The organism is Mucilaginibacter oryzae (assembly GCF_003148845.1).
Lineage (GTDB): Bacteria > Bacteroidota > Bacteroidia > Sphingobacteriales > Sphingobacteriaceae > Mucilaginibacter > Mucilaginibacter oryzae.
The window spans coordinates 884,821-904,038 of sequence record NZ_QGHA01000001.1 but is presented as its reverse complement, the minus strand read 5'-3'; the positions used below and the strand labels follow the sequence as shown (position 1 = coordinate 904,038).

The following is a 19,218-nucleotide window of genomic DNA, read 5'->3' as shown; positions in this document are numbered from 1 at the left end:
AATTTTAAACCGATACTTTCCTAGTTTCATCCTTAACCAAATTCATCCGGTAAATGATCTACCTTTCCGCCCAGCCAGACGAGTACTACTTTATATGGCAATTGCAATTGCAGCTTTTTAATTTTGTTCAACTGGGAATACCAAGAGAAAATATTCACATCTTAATCGGATATGATCATAAACGGGGACTCTCAAAGGATTTTCAAGCGTTAATAGACGAGCATCCGGATGTTAACATCCATGCTTATTCCGACACCAGGAAATCTAAAGCGTATATTCCGTCTATCAGGCCACATATCATTGCCAAACATTTCTTGGCTTTTCCGGAGTTGCAGCATGAAGCGTTGTTTTATCATGACTCTGACATCCTCTTTAGCAGCCTGCCGGATTTTCGCGCACTCAACGAGGATGAAAAATGGTATTGCTCCGATACAAGAGGGTACCTGAGCGCTGAATATATCAAAAGCACCATTGGAATAGCGGTATTTTGTGATGCTTGTGCCGCTGTTGGAGTGACACCGGCAATGATAGAATTTCATGATGATAACGCGGGAGGTGCGCAATATTTGATGAAAAAAGTATCTGTATTATTCTGGGAAAAGGTTGAAAGGGACTGTGCTGACATTTTTTCAATATTCGAGGGAAGCAATGACTCGATAGGATTTTGTAACCGGCAGAATGATAACAGGATACAATCATGGTGTGCAGACATGTGGGCCATTTGGTGGAATGCGATTTTTTTCGGCATCTCTTTCGAGATCAGCAAAGAGTTGGATTTTTCCTGGGCGGGAAGCCCGATTCGCGAATGGCAGAGTAAAAAAATTCTCCATTACACAGGTTCGGCCGAAAAGGGCGACAAAACTATTTTCAGAAAGAATAATTATATACGCTACTCGCCGTTTCATGACGATTTTAGTGGGATCAGCAAGCAAAACTGCAGTTTTCCTCTCATAAAACTAATAGAAGAATTTAACCAAGCACAACAGCACAAGAGGTGCGATTTAACTGACGTTACTTTCGTATTTGTAACGAGGATCCAATCTGATGTCCACCTCGAAAACTTACTTACGGTTATCAAGCATCTGACTTTAACTTATATTACGAATATGATTGTAATAGAAGCAGATGAAAAACAGATGATCTCTCCTGAAGCTTTTTCGGAAAAAATTGATTATCGCTTTTTTTATGATGAAAATCCCGAATTTCATCTGACAAGGTACAACAATCTGGCCGTGGCTAGAGCCAATACCGAGTTTATTGTTCTTTGCGATAACGCCTGTGCATTGTTACCAGATAAACAGATAATGCAAGGGATATCGATTTTACGTAGTGAAAATATTTCAATAGTTTCTCCTTATGAGGGTTATCTTTTAAATGTAGATATTTTACTAAAAATGCTCTTTATGTATAGTCAGGACCTGGCCTTGCTGGAAGAAAATATCAACAAGTTGAAAACGATATCGCGGAGATCATACGCTGGTATGATAATGGTCAAAAAAGAAGATTTTCTTTTTTCGGGCGGCGATAATGAAAATATTGTTTCTCCCGGCCCACAGGTATTGGAGCGCATCAAACGTATGCAAATCCTCGGTTTTAATCTGAAGCGTATCCCTGGTAATCTTTATTGGCTATCAACAAACACGAAAGAGGGCCATACGCCACAAGCTGATGATGCATCAATGCTGGAATATTTAAAGATATGTTCCTTTACAAGGAACGAGTTGGTGGAATACATAGAAACATGGCCCCAATAAATTATGTATGATATATGCGTGAAGAATTGTTAAAAAGGAAATTGAATATGCTTGAGCGGGAGTTTACAGACTCTTACGGCTTATATAATGGGAAAACCGGTTTGGCATTGTCTTATTTTTTGATGGGACAGATTACAAACAATGATTACTATACCGGCAGAGGACAGCACTTGCTCGACGAGCTGAGCGATGGTATGGCAGCAGTAAATGGCTCAAGTTTCGAAGAGGGGCTTGCGGGAATTGGATGGGCTGTTGAATGGTTAGTTCAGAATGAGTTTATTTCCGCAAATACAGACGAAATTCTGGGTGATCTGGATGACGAATTGTATAAGACGGTAGTTTATGAAAAATCATCAGGCTTGTCATTAAACGATGGCACGATTGGTAAGGCTATGTACTTTTATAAAAGGTGGTTCGCAAGAAATGCCGATACACCGAGGAATAGAAGGATATGTAATGAAGAATGCCTGGTTTTGCTCACCGATGAAACAAGTGAAGCGTTAGCAAGTGTGGGCGATGATGATCTTACCAAAGACAATTCGTGTTACAATGTATTGATACCGATATGCCAGGCATTGCTGTTTTTATGTAAGCTTAGAGATTGCAAAATAAACCTGGAAGTGGTAGCCAAGTCAATTTGCAGCGGTATTAATGTCCTCAAAGCAGAGCTTGAAAAATATGAAACAGCAGACATGCCAACGCCAGAGCATGTTCTTTACTTGATTTATACGTACTGGAATGTAGGTTTGAAACTCAGAGATATATGGATTGAGCATCATGCAAAAGCTTTATTTTCACGTTACCTGCTCCGCGATAAGTCTTATCTGCAAAAACCTTATCATGTTTACATTGAGTACAAGCTCTTGCATTTAAATAGCGAGTATAAGGGGAGTCATCAGCAGATGATTGGGCATGGAAATATGAAGTTACTTAGCGAGATTACGATCATGTCCGGATTTCAAAACACATCGTGGGATGAAGCCTGGATTTTGTGAACAGCAGTCGCTAAACTAAATTCCATGTTATTACTGTTGGCATGGCTGCGTGTTTTATACCGTTTGTAATATTTTTTCAAAACGACCGGATTATTATACAAATCAACAAATCGGGATAGCCGGTAATTATAGCCGTTCACAACATGTTAAACAGGTTGCTTACGCATTTTGACATTGCTGATGGTGGTAATTCACAGGTTTCTCTCAAGAAAAGTATTTAATAAAATAGGATTTATAAAGGTTTTAATAATTTTTCCATTCTGATCAAGCAGGAAAGAAGTTGGGAAGATGTTGATATTTAGGGATTTTGTTCTTAGTCCATTTAAATCAAGTACCTGATCCCAGGTATACTGGTACTTTTTAATTGTTCTCTCGTAATCAGCAATTGCTTCCTTTTTGTCAATCGATATTGCTACAATGTTAAAACCTTTATCGTGATATGTGTTGTAGATGCTCTTTAATTTGTTGAAGTTAAAGATACATGGGCCACATGCGCTAAACCAAAAATCAACAAGCGTAAATTTTGCGTGCCTGCTTTCAGCGCTGATATTAGCCTGAATAAAATCACGTAAAGGAAATCTTCTGCCTTCTCCTTTTATTTTTTGTTTATCAAGATATGCTTTTAAACCAGACCTGACTTCAGGACGCTGATAAGTTTTTATCCTATCGAATGCTTTATAATAAAAATGGGAATAATTGTGACGGGATGCGGCATCGTAAATTAACCAGGATATAATAGGTGATTTGGGAAATCTGGCCGCATAGCGATTGAGTATACTATCACTCTCTTTTCTGATCGATATACGTTTCGCTTCCGTTTTATCCGCACTGTCTCTTTGCGCCAACTTATCAGTCATCAGGTTGTAATGCCGCAATTCAATAAAGTAAGACCTGATTTCATCATTTAGATGATCATACAGCGGCAAAAAGCTTCGTGTATATTCATCATTTGCTTTCGAGCCTTCAACCGCAATACCTTGGCCGGAAGTCCAAAAATCATTTTTAACGGTTGTTGAATCGAATACTAACTTTTGATTTCCAGAGTCCAAAAAAAAGGGTTCGCTTAGAAAAAAATTTTCGCGTTCATCAAAACAAATGAGACTAAAGGAAGCCGGAGAATGTAATACGCCCTTAAAATAGAATACATGGTTTCGTACAGGAACGGTGTCGTTTTTGAGTCCATGTGGGTAAAACCATGGTGTTAACGGATTTGGGGCTAAAACTGCTTTGCCATCGGTTATATAATCTGTTTTTCCAACAACCGTGTACTTTGTTTGCGAAAACACGGTAACTGCTTTAACGAGAAATAGTATTGTTAGCAGATGTTTTGTCATAGCTGGAAGTTAAACTTGGTAGCAATATAATCTATAGCCTATATGTAATAGTGTTTTTGATAAGCCCTTACCTCTCAGTACAGTGTTATTGGCTAAAAAACTTATAAAATACCTATAGCCGTTATTTTTAAATGAAACGGCTAAAGGTATTCGAAAATGACCAATCTTGTTCTGATTGGTTTAAATGAGTTGGAACTGATGAATAAATGGAATAAAGTTTTAAAGTATTATTCCACAAAGAATCAACCCATCTCGGCAGAACAAACGTATTTATCACTGGTAGCGGTTGTTGAACAGCCGCATGAGCCGTCGTCAGGACCGCAGCTTGAAAATTCCCCACCAGAACAAACGTATTTGCTACAATTAACTTTTTTTGTAGAAGTGGTGGCGAAAAGCGCGCCGCCGCCAATCACATTTTTCAGATGAGTTCTTGTAAGCACCTCATTGTTGCTCAGGTTCAATGCTTGAAGTTTTAGCTTTTTCATTTTAAAATTGTTTGATATAAATTATTATTAGTAAAAAAAATCATTCCTTTTTAATGCCATGTCGCCCTTCTCATCAGGCAGGCATTTTTTACTATAAAACTTAAAAGTTATTACTGCAACAGGAAATACTTCAAATCATTTACAGTATAAATATTCGACAACTTATGGTTGTTCACAAAAAACGTGGGCGTAACTTTGATATTCATTTTGTCACACCAATTCGCCATCCTCAGCATTTGGTCATCATATCCGGTTTCACTATTTGGTACAGGATATTTTTCGGCAAAAGCCTCGTAATTCTTGTTATCTGATAAATACCAGTCGTCCAGTGCATCAGCCAATAATTCGTGATCTCCTGTCTCTGCTATACTCAGGAAGTGCCTGACGATGGGCGTCCTGGCGTCGTTCTTTTCTTTCGAAACAGGAAATACGATCTGTATTTGAACATCAGAGTTGTTTTGTATTAATGCATGCATGGGCACATGAGCTCTGGCGCAAGGCCCACAATAAGGATTACATACCTTAAGGATTTTCTGTGTACCCTTCGGGTTACCTATTATAATCCCCAGCCCTTCGGTGCTCTCTGTGATTTTTTTTTGTTTGGACAATAATGCCTGGAAAATAAGAGGGTCATGCTTCAGTTTTTGTAATTCCGTTTTTATGTATTTGCTTTCCTTCATTTTCTCAAGGCAGCTTACCAGGAAAAGCGTTGCCAGGAAAGGGATCATAAACGCGACAATTGTTTGAATGATCAATTCAGGAGTAATTGTATTTAGTGACATCAGCAACGGCCATCCGCTTGTGAAAATAATAGTTGTTTGCAGCGCTAAAATAGCTTGTACGCAAAGGCACAAAACACACCATTGTTTTGCTACGCGCCACTGGTAATATATAGAGAATACTATATAAAAAGACGCAATACTGCTAATCCAACTGATTAAATGAATTATGCCTGAATTAGCTAAGCCGTTAAACAATAACAACAATAAAATTCCAGTAAAATAGCTGAAACCTATGGCGCTCCAGCTAATTCCGGCGAGCTTGGAGCCTTTTGATTGTAAAATGGCACCGCAATTGACCTTCCGTCCGTATGTACATATTTGCTGCAAGATTGGATTATGCTGATCTAACTCATACCAGATCAGCAATGCTCCGATAATGCAACCGCATAGCGTTAACACCATGAAGGTGAAGGGCAAAAAGATAAGGCTCTTGTATTGTAAAAACGCGCATCCACCCGCTAAAAGGGTCATCAGCGGAAGGAATAAAACAGCAAAACTTTCAAAAAGGGATTTTCTTTTTTGCTGGCGGATCTTTGTTGCATATTCTCTTTCGCCTGCATGGTCTGCGGCTTCAGCTAATAAGGCCACACATGAGCAATACTTCAGGAAAAACTCCCGGGAAGATGTCGTCCACCGGCGTTTCACAGGTTCAAAATAGGTAACAGTTTGATCGGTGACCTCTTTTACAACAGTAAAAAAATCGAAATCACTTTCAACGCCTTTGATCTGAGTGATGAAAGGGCAAGGTATATCTCCAAGTTTTCCGGGAATAAAATCTATACCCAGGTTCTCAATCCCGTGACTGTTTAACACATCGCTTATGCTCAGTAAACTGGGATAATCGGGATGTTCTTCAATTTCCTTTTTTAGTGTAGATTCTGATATATTTACTTTAAGCAATTCAGTTAAAAGAAAAGCTGCTTCTGGTCCGTTCGCTTTTGGTTCAAGTATGTTTGATAGTAATGAGAACATAGTTTAGGTAATATTATTTATTAACAAAGCGAGATATTGCTTTATAATCTTATTAAATAGAATACAAACCGGATTATTTCGTCTTATTTTTCTAAATTAAAGAAAATGATTTTATTTATCAAGATATTTTTTAAAATGAGTTAAATAAGTATTTTTCACCTTTCGTCACGTAATTTTATATTTAGCTTATACAAATGCCTTTTCCTTATTATAAACAGTTAAATGCTATGGAATGCGGACCGACGTGTTTACGGATGGTAGCTAAACATTATGGCAGACACTATAACGCTGATACACTCAGGCAGAAAACCGGTTTTGCCAAACAGGGAGTTTCGTTATTAAGTATAAGCGAAACCGCAGAGAAATTAGGTTTCAGAACGAGGGGTGTTAAAATAAGGTTTGAACAGCTTGAGGCCGTAACATTGCCTGCGATCCTTCATTGGGACCAGAACCACTTCGTGGTCCTTGTGGATATTTCAAGAAAAAGAATAAAAATTGCTGATCCTGCGAGAGGTTTGACCAGCCTTTCAAAAGATGAGTTTTTAGATCATTGGCTATCTTCAGCCAGTCAGGATGACCAGCAAACCGGCATTGCGCTTTTATTGGAACCCACACCTGGTTTTTTTGAGAATGAAGGGGAACGGGAAAATAAAATTACCTGGCATTTATTGTTTCGATATCTCGCACAAAGCAAATTGCAAATCCTGCAGGTTTTTATTGCGCTCGTAATTACATCTTTATTACAACTTATCGTACCATTTTTAACGCAAAGTATAGTTGACACGGGCATTAACACGCAGAACCTTCAATATGTAGTTATAATACTTGTTGCCCAAGTTATGCTGACATTTAGCCAAACGGTTGTTGGGTTTATAAGAAGTACCCTTCTTTTGCGTATCTCAAATATTCTCAATCTGCAAATACTTTCTGATTTTTGGATCAAGCTGACCAAACTCCCCGTAGCTTATTTTGATGTACATCATACCGGCGATACTATCCAGCGCATAAACGATCATAGTACTATTAAGGATTTTCTAACAGGAACGGCCTTGAATACGCTTTTTTCCGCGTTTAATTTCGTGGCTTATGCGATTGTACTGGTTATGTATAATTTGGAATTATTTTTAGTGTTCATGATAGGAAGCGCAATTTATTTCTCATGGGTGCAATTATTTATGCGCATGCGCCGGAAAGTTAATTACCAGACTTTCCATCTCTCGGCAAAGGAAAACAACGCAACTTTGGAACTGATACAGGGCATGCAGGAAATCAGGCTAAACAACGCGGAAAAACAAAAACGCTGGGATTGGGAAAATATACAGGCATCCATTTTTAAGCTTAACTTCAAATCTTTAAATTACAATCAGTTGCAATCTGCAGGTGCCACGCTGTTTAATCAGGTACAGAACATTGCAATCAGTTATCTTGTGGCTAAACTTGTTATAGAGGGACGTTTAACGCTTGGTGCAATGTTGGCTATACAATATATTATAGGCCAGTTGAGTGGCCCGATTAGCCAGTGGGTTAGTCTTGTTCAGGGCTTGCAGGATGCAAAGATCAGTATGGAGCGTTTGAACGAGATACACCAGTTAGCAGATGAGGAAAATCCTGAAAGGTCTTATATCTCCAAACTCTCTTCGGGAAAAAGCATTTCGATAAACGATCTGTCCTACACATATCCCGGGGCAGGGAACGAGCCTGTATTAAAGGGGTTTTTTTTACACATACCCGAAGGAAAGGTCACAGCCATTGTTGGTGCCAGCGGAAGCGGAAAGACAACGCTCCTCAAGATTCTGCTGAAGGTTTATGAACAATATAGCGGTGTTATAAGAATAGGCGGAGCAGAACAAAAGGATGCCTCAGAAAATGATTACAATGAGGGATTAAGATTTGATCATATTGGTCATTCCTACTGGCGAAGTATTTGTGGCGCGGTTATGCAGGATGGCTATATATTTAACGATACGATCGCCCGTAACATTGCCGTAGGCCAGGAAGAAATAGTATACGAACGCTTAATCCAAAGCTGCCGGGTGTCAAATATTTTTTCGTTCATCGAATCGCTCCCCAATGGTTTTTATACGCAACTTGGGGCAGAAGGTGTAGGTTTGAGCCAGGGACAAAAACAAAGGCTATTGATTGCCAGAGCGGTTTACAAGGATCCGGAGTATCTTTTTTTTGACGAAGCAACGAATTCATTGGACGCAAATAATGAACGTAAAATCGTAGGAAACCTATCAACATTTTTCAAAGGAAAAACAGTAGTTGTGGTTGCCCACAGACTAAGTACTGTCAAGAATGCAGATAAAATTGTTGTTATGGACAAGGGGGAAATAGTAGAGGAAGGTACTCATGCAGAACTCACCTTTGCCAAAGGTAAATACTACCAACTTGTAAAAAATCAACTGGAACTTGGAAGCTAATCACAGATTAATTACACCTGAAAATCATGTCAAATAACGAAAGCAATGTACATCAGGAGGCAGATGCTACTTTTTTAAAGAAAGCTACCTTACCTGATAACCTTCCTAACAGGTCTGACCTGGCTCAGGAAATCATCGATCGACGTCCTTCCTTTTTTGAAAAATGGGCTTTGGTTATTTTTTTGGCTGTATTACTTTGTTTGATTGCCGGTACCTGGTTTATCAGATATCCGGATATAATTCAAACGAAAGCAACATTATCAGCCTATAATGCCCCCAAGGAGGTTATCTCCATCCAAACCGGAAGACTTATTAAACTATTCATTCAAAATGGGCAAAAAGTGAGACAGGATGATATGATAGGTTGGATTGAGAGTACAGCAAGACCTGATGAGGTACTGAAGCTTTCCCATCAACTCGATAGCGGTATCAAATTATTATCTCTTGGAAAATCAGAAAAATTGCCAATGCTTTTTCATGAAGAGTTTCAAAACCTCGGTACTATTCAAGTTTATTATCAAACTTATATAGTAGAACTTCAAAAGTTCGACGATTATCTTGTAAATGGATTTTATGAAAAGCAAAAGAAGCTTATTTTAAATGACGTAGCTTCAATAGAAAATACAGACAAAGCGTTGAATGAACAAAAACAGTTAATTGAGAAAGATAATGAAGTTGCTAATCAAACCTATAAGATGAATGAAAAATTGTATGAACAACATGTGATTACTAAGGAGGAGTATCGGCAACAACAAAGCAGGCTTATTAATAAACAAATGGGGATGCCACAGATGAATTCGAATATTATCTCAAATGAAAATCAGCAACTCCACAAAAAACGGGAACTTGAGCAATTAGAACATGATATGACTCAGCAAAAGGTTCTTTTCCAGCAAGCGCTTCAAACACTTAAAAGCAATGTAGATGATTGGAAAAAACGCTATATTTTAACCGCACCGATGGATGGCACATTGTTCTTTACCTTACCTCTGCAACAAAATCAGTATATCGAACAGAGTAAATTGTTAGGTTACGTAAAACCTGATGATGGTAAATTCTACGCACAACTAGTGTTACCACAAAGGAATTTAGGAAAGGTTGATACCGGCATGGAAGTACAGCTCCGATTTGACGCGTATCCATATCAGGAAGTTGGCTTCCTTAAAGGAAGCATAAATTATATATCAAATATTCCAACAGACAGCGGATATTTGGCTACAGTACAACTCGAAAAAAGTCTAAAAACAAATCTCAATCAAAAAATTCAATATAAGACTGGTTTAAAGGCTACCGCTTTGGTAATTACCAAAAATGTTCCGTTGATAAAAAGATTGTATTATAATGTGGTAAAAGCTACCAGTCAGGGTAACTGACCTTAGGTTTACAACGAAGGTTTTAATTAATTTTATATTGAGAATATTCTCGTGGTGCCTATTTCGACCTGCTTGATGATGGTCTGTTTCTTATCCGTTAGGTCATTCGATCTTGTTGATGAATATTAACGTGCTTGCTAAATCCTAAAAGCAGGGCATAATTTATTCCAATGATGATCACGACCAGGAAAGCCAGGTCAAAGAGGGTGATATGGAATAAGTATGGCTTCAATCGTCTTTAGTGGTTCAGTGTCTTTCCCGAATATATAAAATTGAATTATATGCTCGCCAATAGTTTTTTGTATGTAGACAAACCTCGTGTAATTAGTCGAGCCTTAAAAAGTCAATAATCGAGGATTGATATAATAAATTGGTTGTTGTGTATTTTTTTGGAAGATCTGAACGAAGTGAAAAAAAAGCGCCCAAAGATTGTTTTTCCAGATATTCATCATTCTTTTGAAGTTCATAGCAGCAGCGGCGAGCATCACATTGATGTTATCGCCTTTAATTCCTTTGTAAAAGTTACGGCTCAGGCGGTGATCTGTTTTCAAATGGCCGATCTTAGGCTCGATGGCGGCTCTTTTGGTGAAGCCTTCCTTTAATTTGTTTTTTCGATACGCCGTTAGTTTATTGCTGAAGGTTTTTGGGGTATGGATAGTGGTTCCCAGTACCTCTTTCCTTCCCCGGTAGCCTCTGTCAACAAATGCTTCTTTGAGTTTATGTCCGGTGAGCCTTTGCTGCTGTTCCAGGGCTGCATCCAGCGTATGTCCGTCGTAATCGTTCCCCGGGATGTTCAATGCCCCGATAATCACGCCACTGTTTTGGGTGACGGTGATCGATACTTTACTGCCGAACTCATACTTTTTATGCTCTTTGCCTTTGCTGATGCAAGCTACATCCGGTTCATGAAGGCTATAAACCTTGTTCTTGTCCTGCCGTTTTTGACGGAGCACCCGTACAAACAGCTCCAGATCGGTTTTGTAACTTTCTGCCGGTAATTTCCTTTGCAGTTCCCTTACCAGCCTGCCTGCTATCGTTTTTACTTTCTTATCGGCTTTCCTTGCTTTTGCCCCGTTTTTAGGGTGGTTCCTGAAGCGCTGCTCGATACCAGGCTTCTTCAAAGTACGGGTATAACGCTGCCGGAGTTCTATGCCTTCTTTGTCGGCTATCGCTATACATTTTTTGATGATCTTCCGGTGCAGCTTACTATCGGTAGGATAAGTGATATTCTTCTCCTGGACGGTGGTATCTATGCTGGCCTTATCTTCCTTGCCGCCTTTGCCATTGATACGGATACTCTCTTTCAGGATCAGTTCTACGCCTTCATCCCCGATCCGGTTACGGAAGTGCACCAACTCAGATGCTTCACAGGGAGCTTTGGCTGTAAATACCTGCTCTCCGCTAAAGTATTGATAGTAAGCATTCTCAGACCATTGCTCTACTACGCTTTCGTCACTCAGGTTACGGATGTGCTTGAGCATCAAAAGTGCCACCATCAGGCGGATCGGTTTGGCCGGACGGCCAAAGTTCTCTTTATAATGCTTCTTAAAGCTATCCTCGAACAGCTGCCAGTTAACATGATCTGCTAAAATGTACAGCGGATGTTTGTTCGACAATTGTTCCTTTAAGCCTGGTTGCAAAAAACTGAGTTGAGTAGTATTTATAGGTTTGTTGAGCATAAATATCTGCAAGCTTTTGATACTAATATAGCAAAAACCTGCAAATACCTATACTGTTTATTGTTAATAATTTATTGATAATCAAATTATTATACTTTTTTAAGGGACGACTAATTAATAAATAAACCCGACAGTACTCTAACTTGAAAGGAACGGTTCGAAAAATATAGACTTAGAGGTCATGAAAAATGTTCTTAATTGTTTAAAACACGCATTTGATCTAAAAAACTGTTCGAATTCCGCCCAGTAAAGGGAGAAATACTACATGGGTATTGGTCCATAAGCTTGCTTCCCTAACTGGGCTCGAACCAACAGACAATTTATCGCAATATTAAATTTAAGAAACCAAATTTCGTTATATTTGATCATCGGTTTGGAGAGACCGTGCTTTGTTTTACAAATGTTTTACAGCGAGACAAAGAAAACTTCTAACAAATTGACATTCAACAATATATAAACATTGTCGAAAGGACTGAAAATCCTTGTGTCACTGGTTCGATCCCAGTTGGTACCACAAAAATATCCCATATGGGATTTTAATTCAAAAAGTTTCATAAGCCTTCAGATTAAATTCTGAGGGCTTTTTTGTTTGATGATAAAAACACATATCACACGCTGAATGATTAGGTGATGTTATCGTCTGCTATTCAACAAGGCTATTTTGCAGTAGGCTATTAAAAGTTTGTTACGCCATCGGGCCTATACCTAATCGCCTTAAAGTGTCCACTTTTATTAATCCGCCATATGTCGTCTTCATTTTCTGTCCTGTAATGCTCTTCTTCGCCACCTTGCTGTGAATAAGCATAATGCAACACAATTTTTAAGTTTTTATAAATAGTTGAAGTAAGTTCACCGTGGAAATGATTATTACCTGAAGGATCAGCAGCAGCAATGTGGATTGCCTCTATCACGTTTAAATTGTAATCTATTGTTACTAATAATAAGTAGTTATCATCAACCTCAACAACAAAGAATTTGGGTGTTTTAGCAACTAAGAACCAATTGGCTCTGTAATTAGTATCGCAAAGGTTAAAGGTAGAGTCAATTCTTTCGTCGTCAATCCCTGCCCCACCTATCGCTCTGGGAATGCGTTTGTATGATAATTTGAATAAGGTTTTCGTTTTGAATTCTGCGAGATTGATATTTGGCGCTCCTCTGTTCCAATCAGAAACAATACGAGGAAAGGTAGCCTTAGGTAAGCTATCTAAATGTTTTAATAGTTTTGCGCTGTCTGTCAATAGAACGTTCACCTTGTCGGGTTTTGCTACATTTTTAACAACAATATGAGATGTGACTGCGCTGTTGGTTCTGGCATTATTCGTACATCCGCAAAGAAATACTGTTAATGTAAATAAGAAAAGGATATGGTTTTTCGGCATGTTAAAGATAGTATAATCGATTGTGATTATTTAAAGATATTGAAGTTTTGATTTGATAAACACTTACACAACAAACTATTTTTCTTTATTGAACCTTTTCAATTTAAGTCTAAATCGGCTATTAAACGCAAATCAGATAGGAAATGGTTCGAAATTTGTAAAGTAGCCACCACAAGTAAGAAAAAGGTCATCTTCAGTAAGAAGATGGCCTTTTTTCATATATTTTGGCAATTCTAATGGCTAATGCCGACTTTCAGGAACGATCCGTTCCGATAGCTTTTACATAATTTTTGTTTAACCCCGCTAAAAAGGGCATAAATAGTGCACAAAACTATTTTACCTCTTTCGCCAAAAGAGATTATGTTACGTCTACTGTAGGTATTAAAATCCACAAACACCACAAAAAGCAAGGTTGTGCCAGGTAGCCGTGCCGAAATGCCTGCGACCTTTTAGGGGCTGGTGAAATACTCAAACATCGGCCAAATTCCAATTTTCAGCCGTAGGCATCGCATGCAAAAGTTCGCTTAACCATAACAAACTTCATACCCGTTTTTGCCGTCCACAGGCTTTATACCAGGCCATTAAGGCAGGAATGGAAATGGTTAATAAGAATACTGAATTATCCGGCATAACTTATTATTGGGCACAACACAGCTTTGGTAACCTCGCACGGAACAAATGCCGCATGAACAAGGACGATGTCGCCCTGGCGCTTAATCATGTGGATCAGCGAAACAAAGTGACCAATATTTATATCGAAAAAGACTGGAGCATCGTTGATGAATCGCTTTAAAAAAAACAGATGCCCGCAGCAAGTGGATAACCAAGAATTTTCAGAATGTGAGAATTTCCATAATATGTAAAGAGATAGCTAACAAGAGAAACCAATAATTGGTGATCTATCTGAAATTATAATTGCCTTTACTCATTTAAAATTGTGCACTTTCATTCTAACATCCTGAAAATTCTGATTCAGACAACTACTCACCTAATCACTCAAATTCATTAGCTTTGACACATACCAATGAACTGACCTCATGAAATTAGTATCCTATAAAACTGAAGACCGTGAACACCTTGGTGTTTTTGTTAATGGCCATATCTACAACCTCAATTCCTGCGATAAGCTGATTCCCGATAATATGAACGAGTTTTTATGGGGAGGTGCCGAACTGATGGATCACGCTATGCGGGTTAATGAAGACATCCGAACCGGAAAGATCGAAGCTAAAGAAGAGTTGTTTTTTGAGTTGATGGCCCCGGTACCGCACCCAACATCGTGCAGGGATGGATACGCTTTCCGTCAGCACGTGGCTTCAGCCCGCCGCAACCGCAAGCTGGATATGATACCCGAATTTGACCGGTACCCTATATTTTATTTCACCAACCATAACGCGATACAAGGCCCGGGAGAAATTGAGTGTATGCCCGATCATTTTCAGAAGCTGGATTTTGAACTGGAAGTAGCGGTTGTACTGAATAAAAAAGGGCGCAACATTACTGCTGCCGAAGCCGATAGTTTTATTGCCGGGTATATGATTATGAATGATATGAGTGCCCGCACCCTGCAAATGGAAGAAATGCTGCTGAATCTTGGTCCGGCGAAGGGTAAAGATTTTTCGACAGTGATTGGCCCCTGGCTGGTAACGCCCGATGAACTGGAACAATATAAAGTGCCCGCAAAGTCTGGTCATACAGGCAATGCCTATAACTTAGAGATGAAATGCGTAGTAAACGGCAAGCAGGTATCGGCAGGTAATATGGCCGATATGGACTGGACTTTCGCCGAAATTATTGAACGCGCCGCCTATGGCTGCGATGTGCTACCCGGCGATGTGATAGGCTCGGGCACAGTTGGTACCGGCTGTTTCCTGGAGCTTAACGGCACCGGCGTACTTAATAATGCTGATTACGAACCACAGTGGTTGCAGCCCGGCGATCTGGTAGAAATGGAAGTAACCGGTTTGGGTATGTTGGGTAATATTATTAAAAAAGCTGATAGTGATTTTTCGATATTGAAGTTGAAAAAGTAATCTTTACGATATACAACCAATCGTCATTGCGAGGTACGAAGCAATCGCCAATAGGCAGAGAAACCAATCAGGTCGCCCTGTAAAGTTTGCGATTGCTTCGTGCCTCGCAATGACGTCTTTAAGAGAGAGCCCATGCCCACCATCACGCCATCCGATATATCACCCATTCAGCTTCAAAGTTATCTTAACTTTATAGTAGCCCCGCGACCGATCTGCCTCGCATCTACCATTGATACGGCGGGCAACGTAAACTTAAGCCCCTTTAGCTATTTTAATATTTTCAGCGTAAACCCACCCATATGCATTTTCTCACCATCGCGCAGGGTAAGGGATAATACCACCAAGCACACCCTCGAAAATATCCGGGAAGTACCCGAATGCGTGATCAATATTATTAATTACGATATGGTGCAGCAAACCTCGCTTTCCAGCGTGGAGTACGCGCAGGGGGTGAACGAGTTTATAAAGTCAGGCCTTACACCTGTACCGTCCCAATTGGTTAAACCACCGCGCGTAGCCGAATCCTATGTACAACTGGAATGCGTGGTGAAAGAAGTGATTGCTTTGGGAGAAGATGCCGGTGCCGGAAACCTGGTGCTTGCTGAAATTAAGCGGATCCACATCAGCGATACTGTTTTGAATCCGGATGGTACAATAGATCAGACCAAAATGGATCATGTTGCCCGTTTGGGCGGCGATTGGTATTGCCGGGTTACTGCAGAGAGTTTATTCAAGATAGCCAAACCTAATATTAAAATAGGTATCGGTGTTGATGCACTGCCTTACGCCATCCGTAACTCGAGGGTGCTTACCGGTAATAACCTGGGGCAATTGGGTAACCTGGAGTTTATGCCTACCGATGAAGCCGTTGAAGCTTTTGCGCTTACACCCGAAATTAAAGAAGTGCTGGATGCTACCATTGGCGATAGCCAAACCCGCGAGTTACAATTGCATTTAAAAGCCAAACAATTGCTTGATGCTAATAAGGTAGAAGAGGCACTGATGGTATTGCTGATAGAGTAAACCTCGTGTTAGATGCTATTACAAATAAAGTATAAGCAAAAGGCCACGATAGTTGTTATGCTTAAAATTAAAGAGAGTTTCCTTTTGTAAAGGACTTTATTTGCATAAAGGATAACAACAATCAATATTTGAATAGCCGCAAATATTATTGGCCACCGTTGGTACTGCTTATCTGCTGAAACACCTTCGCCGTACAAAAAGAATATTACGAATGGAGATAAGATTTGGAAAATAAATATCGTAGCAAGGTTTAATAAAAATATTCCTGCCTCGGTTAGCACTTTTCTCATTTGTTAGTTTTTCAAAAACTCAGGTATTAATACGATTAAAGTATCGTTGTTAATGTTGCCCCAAATATGGTATTCATGGTAAGCCGTCAAAATGCGTAATCTTTACCCTTAACGTGATAATCGGCCGGAATCCTGTTTTTTTCAAATAAATCATATCCGGGTTTTAAAGTTCGCCAAAAGGGTACCTGGTTTGGGTAGTATGCGATATAGGTTTTTAACCGTGCATCCTCCATACGGAAAGGAAAAATATCAACCCTTATTCTTTGCTGTCCGCCAGCAAAGGCCTGATAAACCAGGGTGTAAATTTCTTCAATCCGCGCATCGGTCATGGCGTAGCAGCCTATCGATTCACAATGTCCGTGAACCATAATGGCGCTGCCGGTATAACCCTTTAATTGTTCCACTTTATTAGGATAGCCAACATTAATAGCGAGGTAATAATTGCTTACGGGGTTAAGTTGTTTCGGTTCGATGGTATAAAAACCTTCGGGGCTTTTACCATCGCCATCGCGGGTTTTGGTGCCCAGGCCGCCTGAATAGCTACACACCTCATAAGTTTTAAACAACTTGTACCTGTTACCTTGTTTTACCCAAAGTTCCAGGATGCTTAAATCTTTAATGATGCGGATATAAACCGGCGCGCCGTTAATTGCAAGACCTTTGTTTTTAAGTTCCTGCTGTAGTTTGGGCCATACTTTTTCGCGTACATCGCTGGCTCGTTTGCTGTCGGGAATTTCGGTTTTAGGCGGCGCTATCAACAGTAACGATAGCAGAAGGGTAATGAGTTTAGGCATTTATTGTGATTGATTTCCATGGATAACGGAAAACCAGGGGAATGATTATGTAAGCAGTAAAAATAAAAAAATGTCATTGACTGAGCGGGAATGGGTTGAGCATGGGGGCGATGGAGAAATCTTGTACTCCCTGCACAGCGGTTTTGCATACTTTAAGGCAGGATGTACAAGATTTCTCCTCACGCCACCCCATAATTCCCCGCTCGTTCGTCGAAATGACATAGGGTACTATAAGCGCAGGTACTATATCATCACCACCAACCGCTTACCTCCCGGCACATCCAAATCCCATAATCCGGCTATGTTTTCCAATTCAACATTCACTGTCTCAACCTTTAGCCTGCCCTCAACAGCCAACTGAAACATCTCCGGCAAAATCTCACTGAAAACCAAACCAACTTGTTTTTTTGACCAAGCTCCAAGGCCGGACCCGCTTAATTGCAAATCAACACTCCGCAGGTTAGCGGCTGATAATTGGATAATATCACCACCCATACTACCAACGGATACATACCTCGTGCGGTTGGTGAATGAGCCCTCGCCCTTTAAACAAGCTAATATCATTTCGGCGGTATGCCCCCATAAATAATCAATTACTATGTCGATAGAGGTTTGCGCGTGGATGGTTTTGATCTGTGTTGTAAATTGTTCATCATCCTGTAAAACGGAAATCACCTCATCTGCGCCAAGTGCTAACAATTCATTAAGCGATTGCTGGTTTCGGCCCGTAGCAATCACTTTGCCGGCACCGTAGTGTTTGGCAATTTGTATCGCTACCCGCCCGGTAAAACCTGTCGCGCCGTTTATTAATACTACATCGCCGGGTTGTATTTCGGCTTTAAACCTTAAACCCATGGCCGCGCCAATTATTGCGTTGGGCAGTGAGGCAGCCTCCGCGTCGCTAAGCCCATCAGGTAGTTTAACCATCCTGTTTTTATTAATGGTTGCTTTTTGGGCCAGCATGCCGCTTACACCCATGCCGTAAACGCGTGTACCATCGGGTAACAGGCATACGCCATCGCCGCCTGGTACCTGGCCGGTTGTTTGATTTTTTTCGCTTGAATAGTGTGTGCCTGCCGCGCGGCCTTTATCAAAATGTTTTATGGCTACGGCTTTAACGGTTACTAATACTTCATCAGGGTTTTCAACAACGGGCTCGGGAAAATCTGTGTATTGGGGCATTTCGCCTTTTTGATATATTACTGCTGCTTTCATCGTTTTATTTGTTTTTTTGATGAAGCAAAACTATGCGGGGCGGCTATGCGTAACGATAACATATGTTATCGAGTTTAAAAATGGGGTTTACCTTTTGCCAGTTTACTTTTAATGCGGCTTAAGTGTACAGTGCTTACACCCAGGTAGGAGGCGATGTAATGCTGCGGTATGCGCTGCACAATATGCGGGCGTTCGGTAAGCAGGTTTTGATAACGTTGTTCTGGTGTATCGCGGATAAAGGAGATGAGTAAGCTGCTGTAATGCATTTGCCTGCGGGCGAAAATCTGCAGCATCATTTTCAAAAAGCCGGGTTCGTGGCTTACCTCGTCCATCAGTTGGCTAACGTATTTTTTAGGGAGCAGGTAAATTACAGATGGCTCTAAAGTTTCGATAGTGATGTCGCTCGGGGTATCGTTAACAAAGCTTGGGAGGGAGGTAAGCCCTTCGTTTTCAAAAAAGAACTGAAGGGTTTTGTCATCGCCGTTATTATTAAAAAACGCGCGCACGCAACCTTTTTCTATGTAGATGTATTGCTGTGATACTTTCCCTTCTTCCAGTAAAATAGTTTTTGCAGGTACTTCAAGGCGCTTTTGATGGGGGAGATACTTGTCCCAATAAGTGCTCAGATGCGGAAATTGATCTTTGAAGTGGAAAAGCATAAACCAGCCCCCTCTAAATCTCCCCCGG

15 protein-coding genes are annotated in these 19,218 nt (G+C 40.2%); 8 read left to right on the top strand and 7 right to left on the bottom strand.

Features of this window, described 5'->3' with window-relative positions:
* Positions 1 to 53: 53 nt before the first annotated feature.
* Positions 54 to 1,754 (top strand): hypothetical protein, encoded by a 1,701-nt coding sequence (locus tag LX99_RS04005; protein WP_109606586.1) that lies wholly within the window; start codon positions 54 to 56, stop codon positions 1,752 to 1,754.
* A 14-nt stretch (positions 1,755 to 1,768) separates the two neighbouring features.
* The gene (locus LX99_RS04000; protein WP_109606584.1) at positions 1,769 to 2,749 is read left to right on the top strand and encodes a lanthionine synthetase LanC family protein; all 981 of its coding nucleotides are present in this window, start codon (positions 1,769 to 1,771) and stop codon (positions 2,747 to 2,749) included.
* Between the two features lie 191 nt (positions 2,750 to 2,940).
* Here the strand turns inward: LX99_RS04000 and LX99_RS03995 are convergent, their stop codons facing one another.
* On the bottom strand, positions 2,941 to 4,083 hold the full coding sequence (locus LX99_RS03995; protein WP_109606582.1) for a TlpA disulfide reductase family protein: 1,143 nt from the start codon (positions 4,081 to 4,083) through the stop codon (positions 2,941 to 2,943).
* A 156-nt stretch (positions 4,084 to 4,239) separates the two neighbouring features.
* On the opposite strand from LX99_RS03995, the gene LX99_RS25540 reads away from it, so the two are divergent.
* The gene (locus LX99_RS25540) at positions 4,240 to 4,509 is read left to right on the top strand and encodes a hypothetical protein (protein WP_109606580.1); all 270 of its coding nucleotides are present in this window, start codon (positions 4,240 to 4,242) and stop codon (positions 4,507 to 4,509) included.
* A gap of 169 nt (positions 4,510 to 4,678) precedes the next feature.
* On the opposite strand, the gene LX99_RS03985 is transcribed toward LX99_RS25540, so the two are convergent.
* Positions 4,679 to 6,322 (bottom strand): vitamin K epoxide reductase family protein, encoded by a 1,644-nt coding sequence (locus tag LX99_RS03985; protein ID WP_109606578.1) that lies wholly within the window; start codon positions 6,320 to 6,322, stop codon positions 4,679 to 4,681.
* A 194-nt stretch (positions 6,323 to 6,516) separates the two neighbouring features.
* Between LX99_RS03985 and LX99_RS03980 the strand changes: the two genes are divergently transcribed.
* A complete protein-coding gene (locus tag LX99_RS03980; RefSeq protein WP_109606576.1) occupies positions 6,517 to 8,745 on the top strand; it encodes a peptidase domain-containing ABC transporter in 2,229 nt (742 codons plus the stop codon).
* 26 nt (positions 8,746 to 8,771) lie between these two features.
* Positions 8,772 to 10,118, top strand: coding sequence for an HlyD family secretion protein (locus LX99_RS03975; RefSeq protein WP_109606574.1), 1,347 nt, complete (start codon positions 8,772 to 8,774; stop codon positions 10,116 to 10,118).
* Positions 10,119 to 10,453: 335 nt separating this feature from the next.
* Here LX99_RS03975 and LX99_RS03970 read toward each other — a convergent pair whose 3' ends face one another.
* Positions 10,454 to 11,797: an IS5 family transposase gene (locus tag LX99_RS03970; protein ID WP_109606572.1), complete on the bottom strand. Its 1,344-nt coding sequence runs from the start codon at positions 11,795 to 11,797 to the stop codon at positions 10,454 to 10,456.
* Positions 11,798 to 12,471: 674 nt separating this feature from the next.
* Positions 12,472 to 13,176 (bottom strand): hypothetical protein, encoded by a 705-nt coding sequence (locus tag LX99_RS03965; RefSeq protein ID WP_109606570.1) that lies wholly within the window; start codon positions 13,174 to 13,176, stop codon positions 12,472 to 12,474.
* Positions 13,177 to 13,774: 598 nt separating this feature from the next.
* On the opposite strand from LX99_RS03965, the gene LX99_RS03960 reads away from it, so the two are divergent.
* The 3 genes from LX99_RS03960 to LX99_RS03950 all read left to right on the top strand — a co-directional run bounded on the left by LX99_RS03960 (position 13,775) and on the right by LX99_RS03950 (position 16,232).
* Complete coding sequence (locus LX99_RS03960; RefSeq protein ID WP_211318942.1) at positions 13,775 to 13,969, top strand: hypothetical protein; 195 nt, start codon at positions 13,775 to 13,777, stop codon at positions 13,967 to 13,969.
* Positions 13,970 to 14,213: 244 nt separating this feature from the next.
* Positions 14,214 to 15,209, top strand: a complete 996-nt coding sequence (locus LX99_RS03955) for a fumarylacetoacetate hydrolase family protein (RefSeq protein ID WP_109606568.1) — start codon at positions 14,214 to 14,216, stop codon at positions 15,207 to 15,209.
* Positions 15,210 to 15,341: 132 nt separating this feature from the next.
* Positions 15,342 to 16,232: a flavin reductase family protein gene (locus LX99_RS03950; RefSeq protein ID WP_109606566.1), complete on the top strand. Its 891-nt coding sequence runs from the start codon at positions 15,342 to 15,344 to the stop codon at positions 16,230 to 16,232.
* 376 nt (positions 16,233 to 16,608) lie between these two features.
* On the opposite strand, the gene LX99_RS03940 is transcribed toward LX99_RS03950, so the two are convergent.
* The 3 genes from LX99_RS03940 to LX99_RS03930 all read right to left on the bottom strand — a co-directional run bounded on the left by LX99_RS03940 (position 16,609) and on the right by LX99_RS03930 (position 19,190).
* A complete protein-coding gene (locus LX99_RS03940; RefSeq protein WP_109606562.1) occupies positions 16,609 to 17,316 on the bottom strand; it encodes a L,D-transpeptidase family protein in 708 nt (235 codons plus the stop codon).
* 243 nt (positions 17,317 to 17,559) lie between these two features.
* On the bottom strand, positions 17,560 to 18,531 hold the full coding sequence (locus LX99_RS03935) for a quinone oxidoreductase family protein (RefSeq protein ID WP_109606560.1): 972 nt from the start codon (positions 18,529 to 18,531) through the stop codon (positions 17,560 to 17,562).
* 74 nt (positions 18,532 to 18,605) lie between these two features.
* Entirely contained in the window at positions 18,606 to 19,190 is a 585-nt protein-coding gene (locus tag LX99_RS03930; RefSeq protein WP_022833582.1) for a Crp/Fnr family transcriptional regulator, read from the bottom strand.
* Between the last annotated feature and the right edge of the window lie 28 nt (positions 19,191 to 19,218).

Bases quoted from the DNA above. Each gene is read 5' to 3' on its own strand.
- LX99_RS03985 (WP_109606578.1), bottom strand. From the start codon at position 6,322: ATGTTCTCATTACTATCAAACATACTTGAACCAAAAGCGAACGGACCA.
- LX99_RS25540 (WP_109606580.1), top strand. From the start codon at position 4,240: ATGACCAATCTTGTTCTGATTGGTTTAAATGAGTTGGAACTGATGAAT.
- LX99_RS03970 (WP_109606572.1), bottom strand. From the start codon at position 11,797: ATGCTCAACAAACCTATAAATACTACTCAACTCAGTTTTTTGCAACCA.
- LX99_RS03965 (WP_109606570.1), bottom strand. From the start codon at position 13,176: ATGCCGAAAAACCATATCCTTTTCTTATTTACATTAACAGTATTTCTT.
- LX99_RS03960 (WP_211318942.1), top strand. From the start codon at position 13,775: ATGGTTAATAAGAATACTGAATTATCCGGCATAACTTATTATTGGGCA.
- LX99_RS03975 (WP_109606574.1), top strand. From the start codon at position 8,772: ATGTCAAATAACGAAAGCAATGTACATCAGGAGGCAGATGCTACTTTT.
- LX99_RS03950 (WP_109606566.1), top strand. From the start codon at position 15,342: ATGCCCACCATCACGCCATCCGATATATCACCCATTCAGCTTCAAAGT.
- LX99_RS03935 (WP_109606560.1), bottom strand. From the start codon at position 18,531: ATGAAAGCAGCAGTAATATATCAAAAAGGCGAAATGCCCCAATACACA.
- LX99_RS04000 (WP_109606584.1), top strand. From the start codon at position 1,769: ATGCGTGAAGAATTGTTAAAAAGGAAATTGAATATGCTTGAGCGGGAG.
- LX99_RS03930 (WP_022833582.1), bottom strand. From the start codon at position 19,190: ATGCTTTTCCACTTCAAAGATCAATTTCCGCATCTGAGCACTTATTGG.
- LX99_RS03940 (WP_109606562.1), bottom strand. From the start codon at position 17,316: ATGCCTAAACTCATTACCCTTCTGCTATCGTTACTGTTGATAGCGCCG.
- LX99_RS03980 (WP_109606576.1), top strand. From the start codon at position 6,517: ATGCCTTTTCCTTATTATAAACAGTTAAATGCTATGGAATGCGGACCG.
- LX99_RS04005 (WP_109606586.1), top strand. From the start codon at position 54: ATGATCTACCTTTCCGCCCAGCCAGACGAGTACTACTTTATATGGCAA.
- LX99_RS03955 (WP_109606568.1), top strand. From the start codon at position 14,214: ATGAAATTAGTATCCTATAAAACTGAAGACCGTGAACACCTTGGTGTT.
- LX99_RS03995 (WP_109606582.1), bottom strand. From the start codon at position 4,083: ATGACAAAACATCTGCTAACAATACTATTTCTCGTTAAAGCAGTTACC.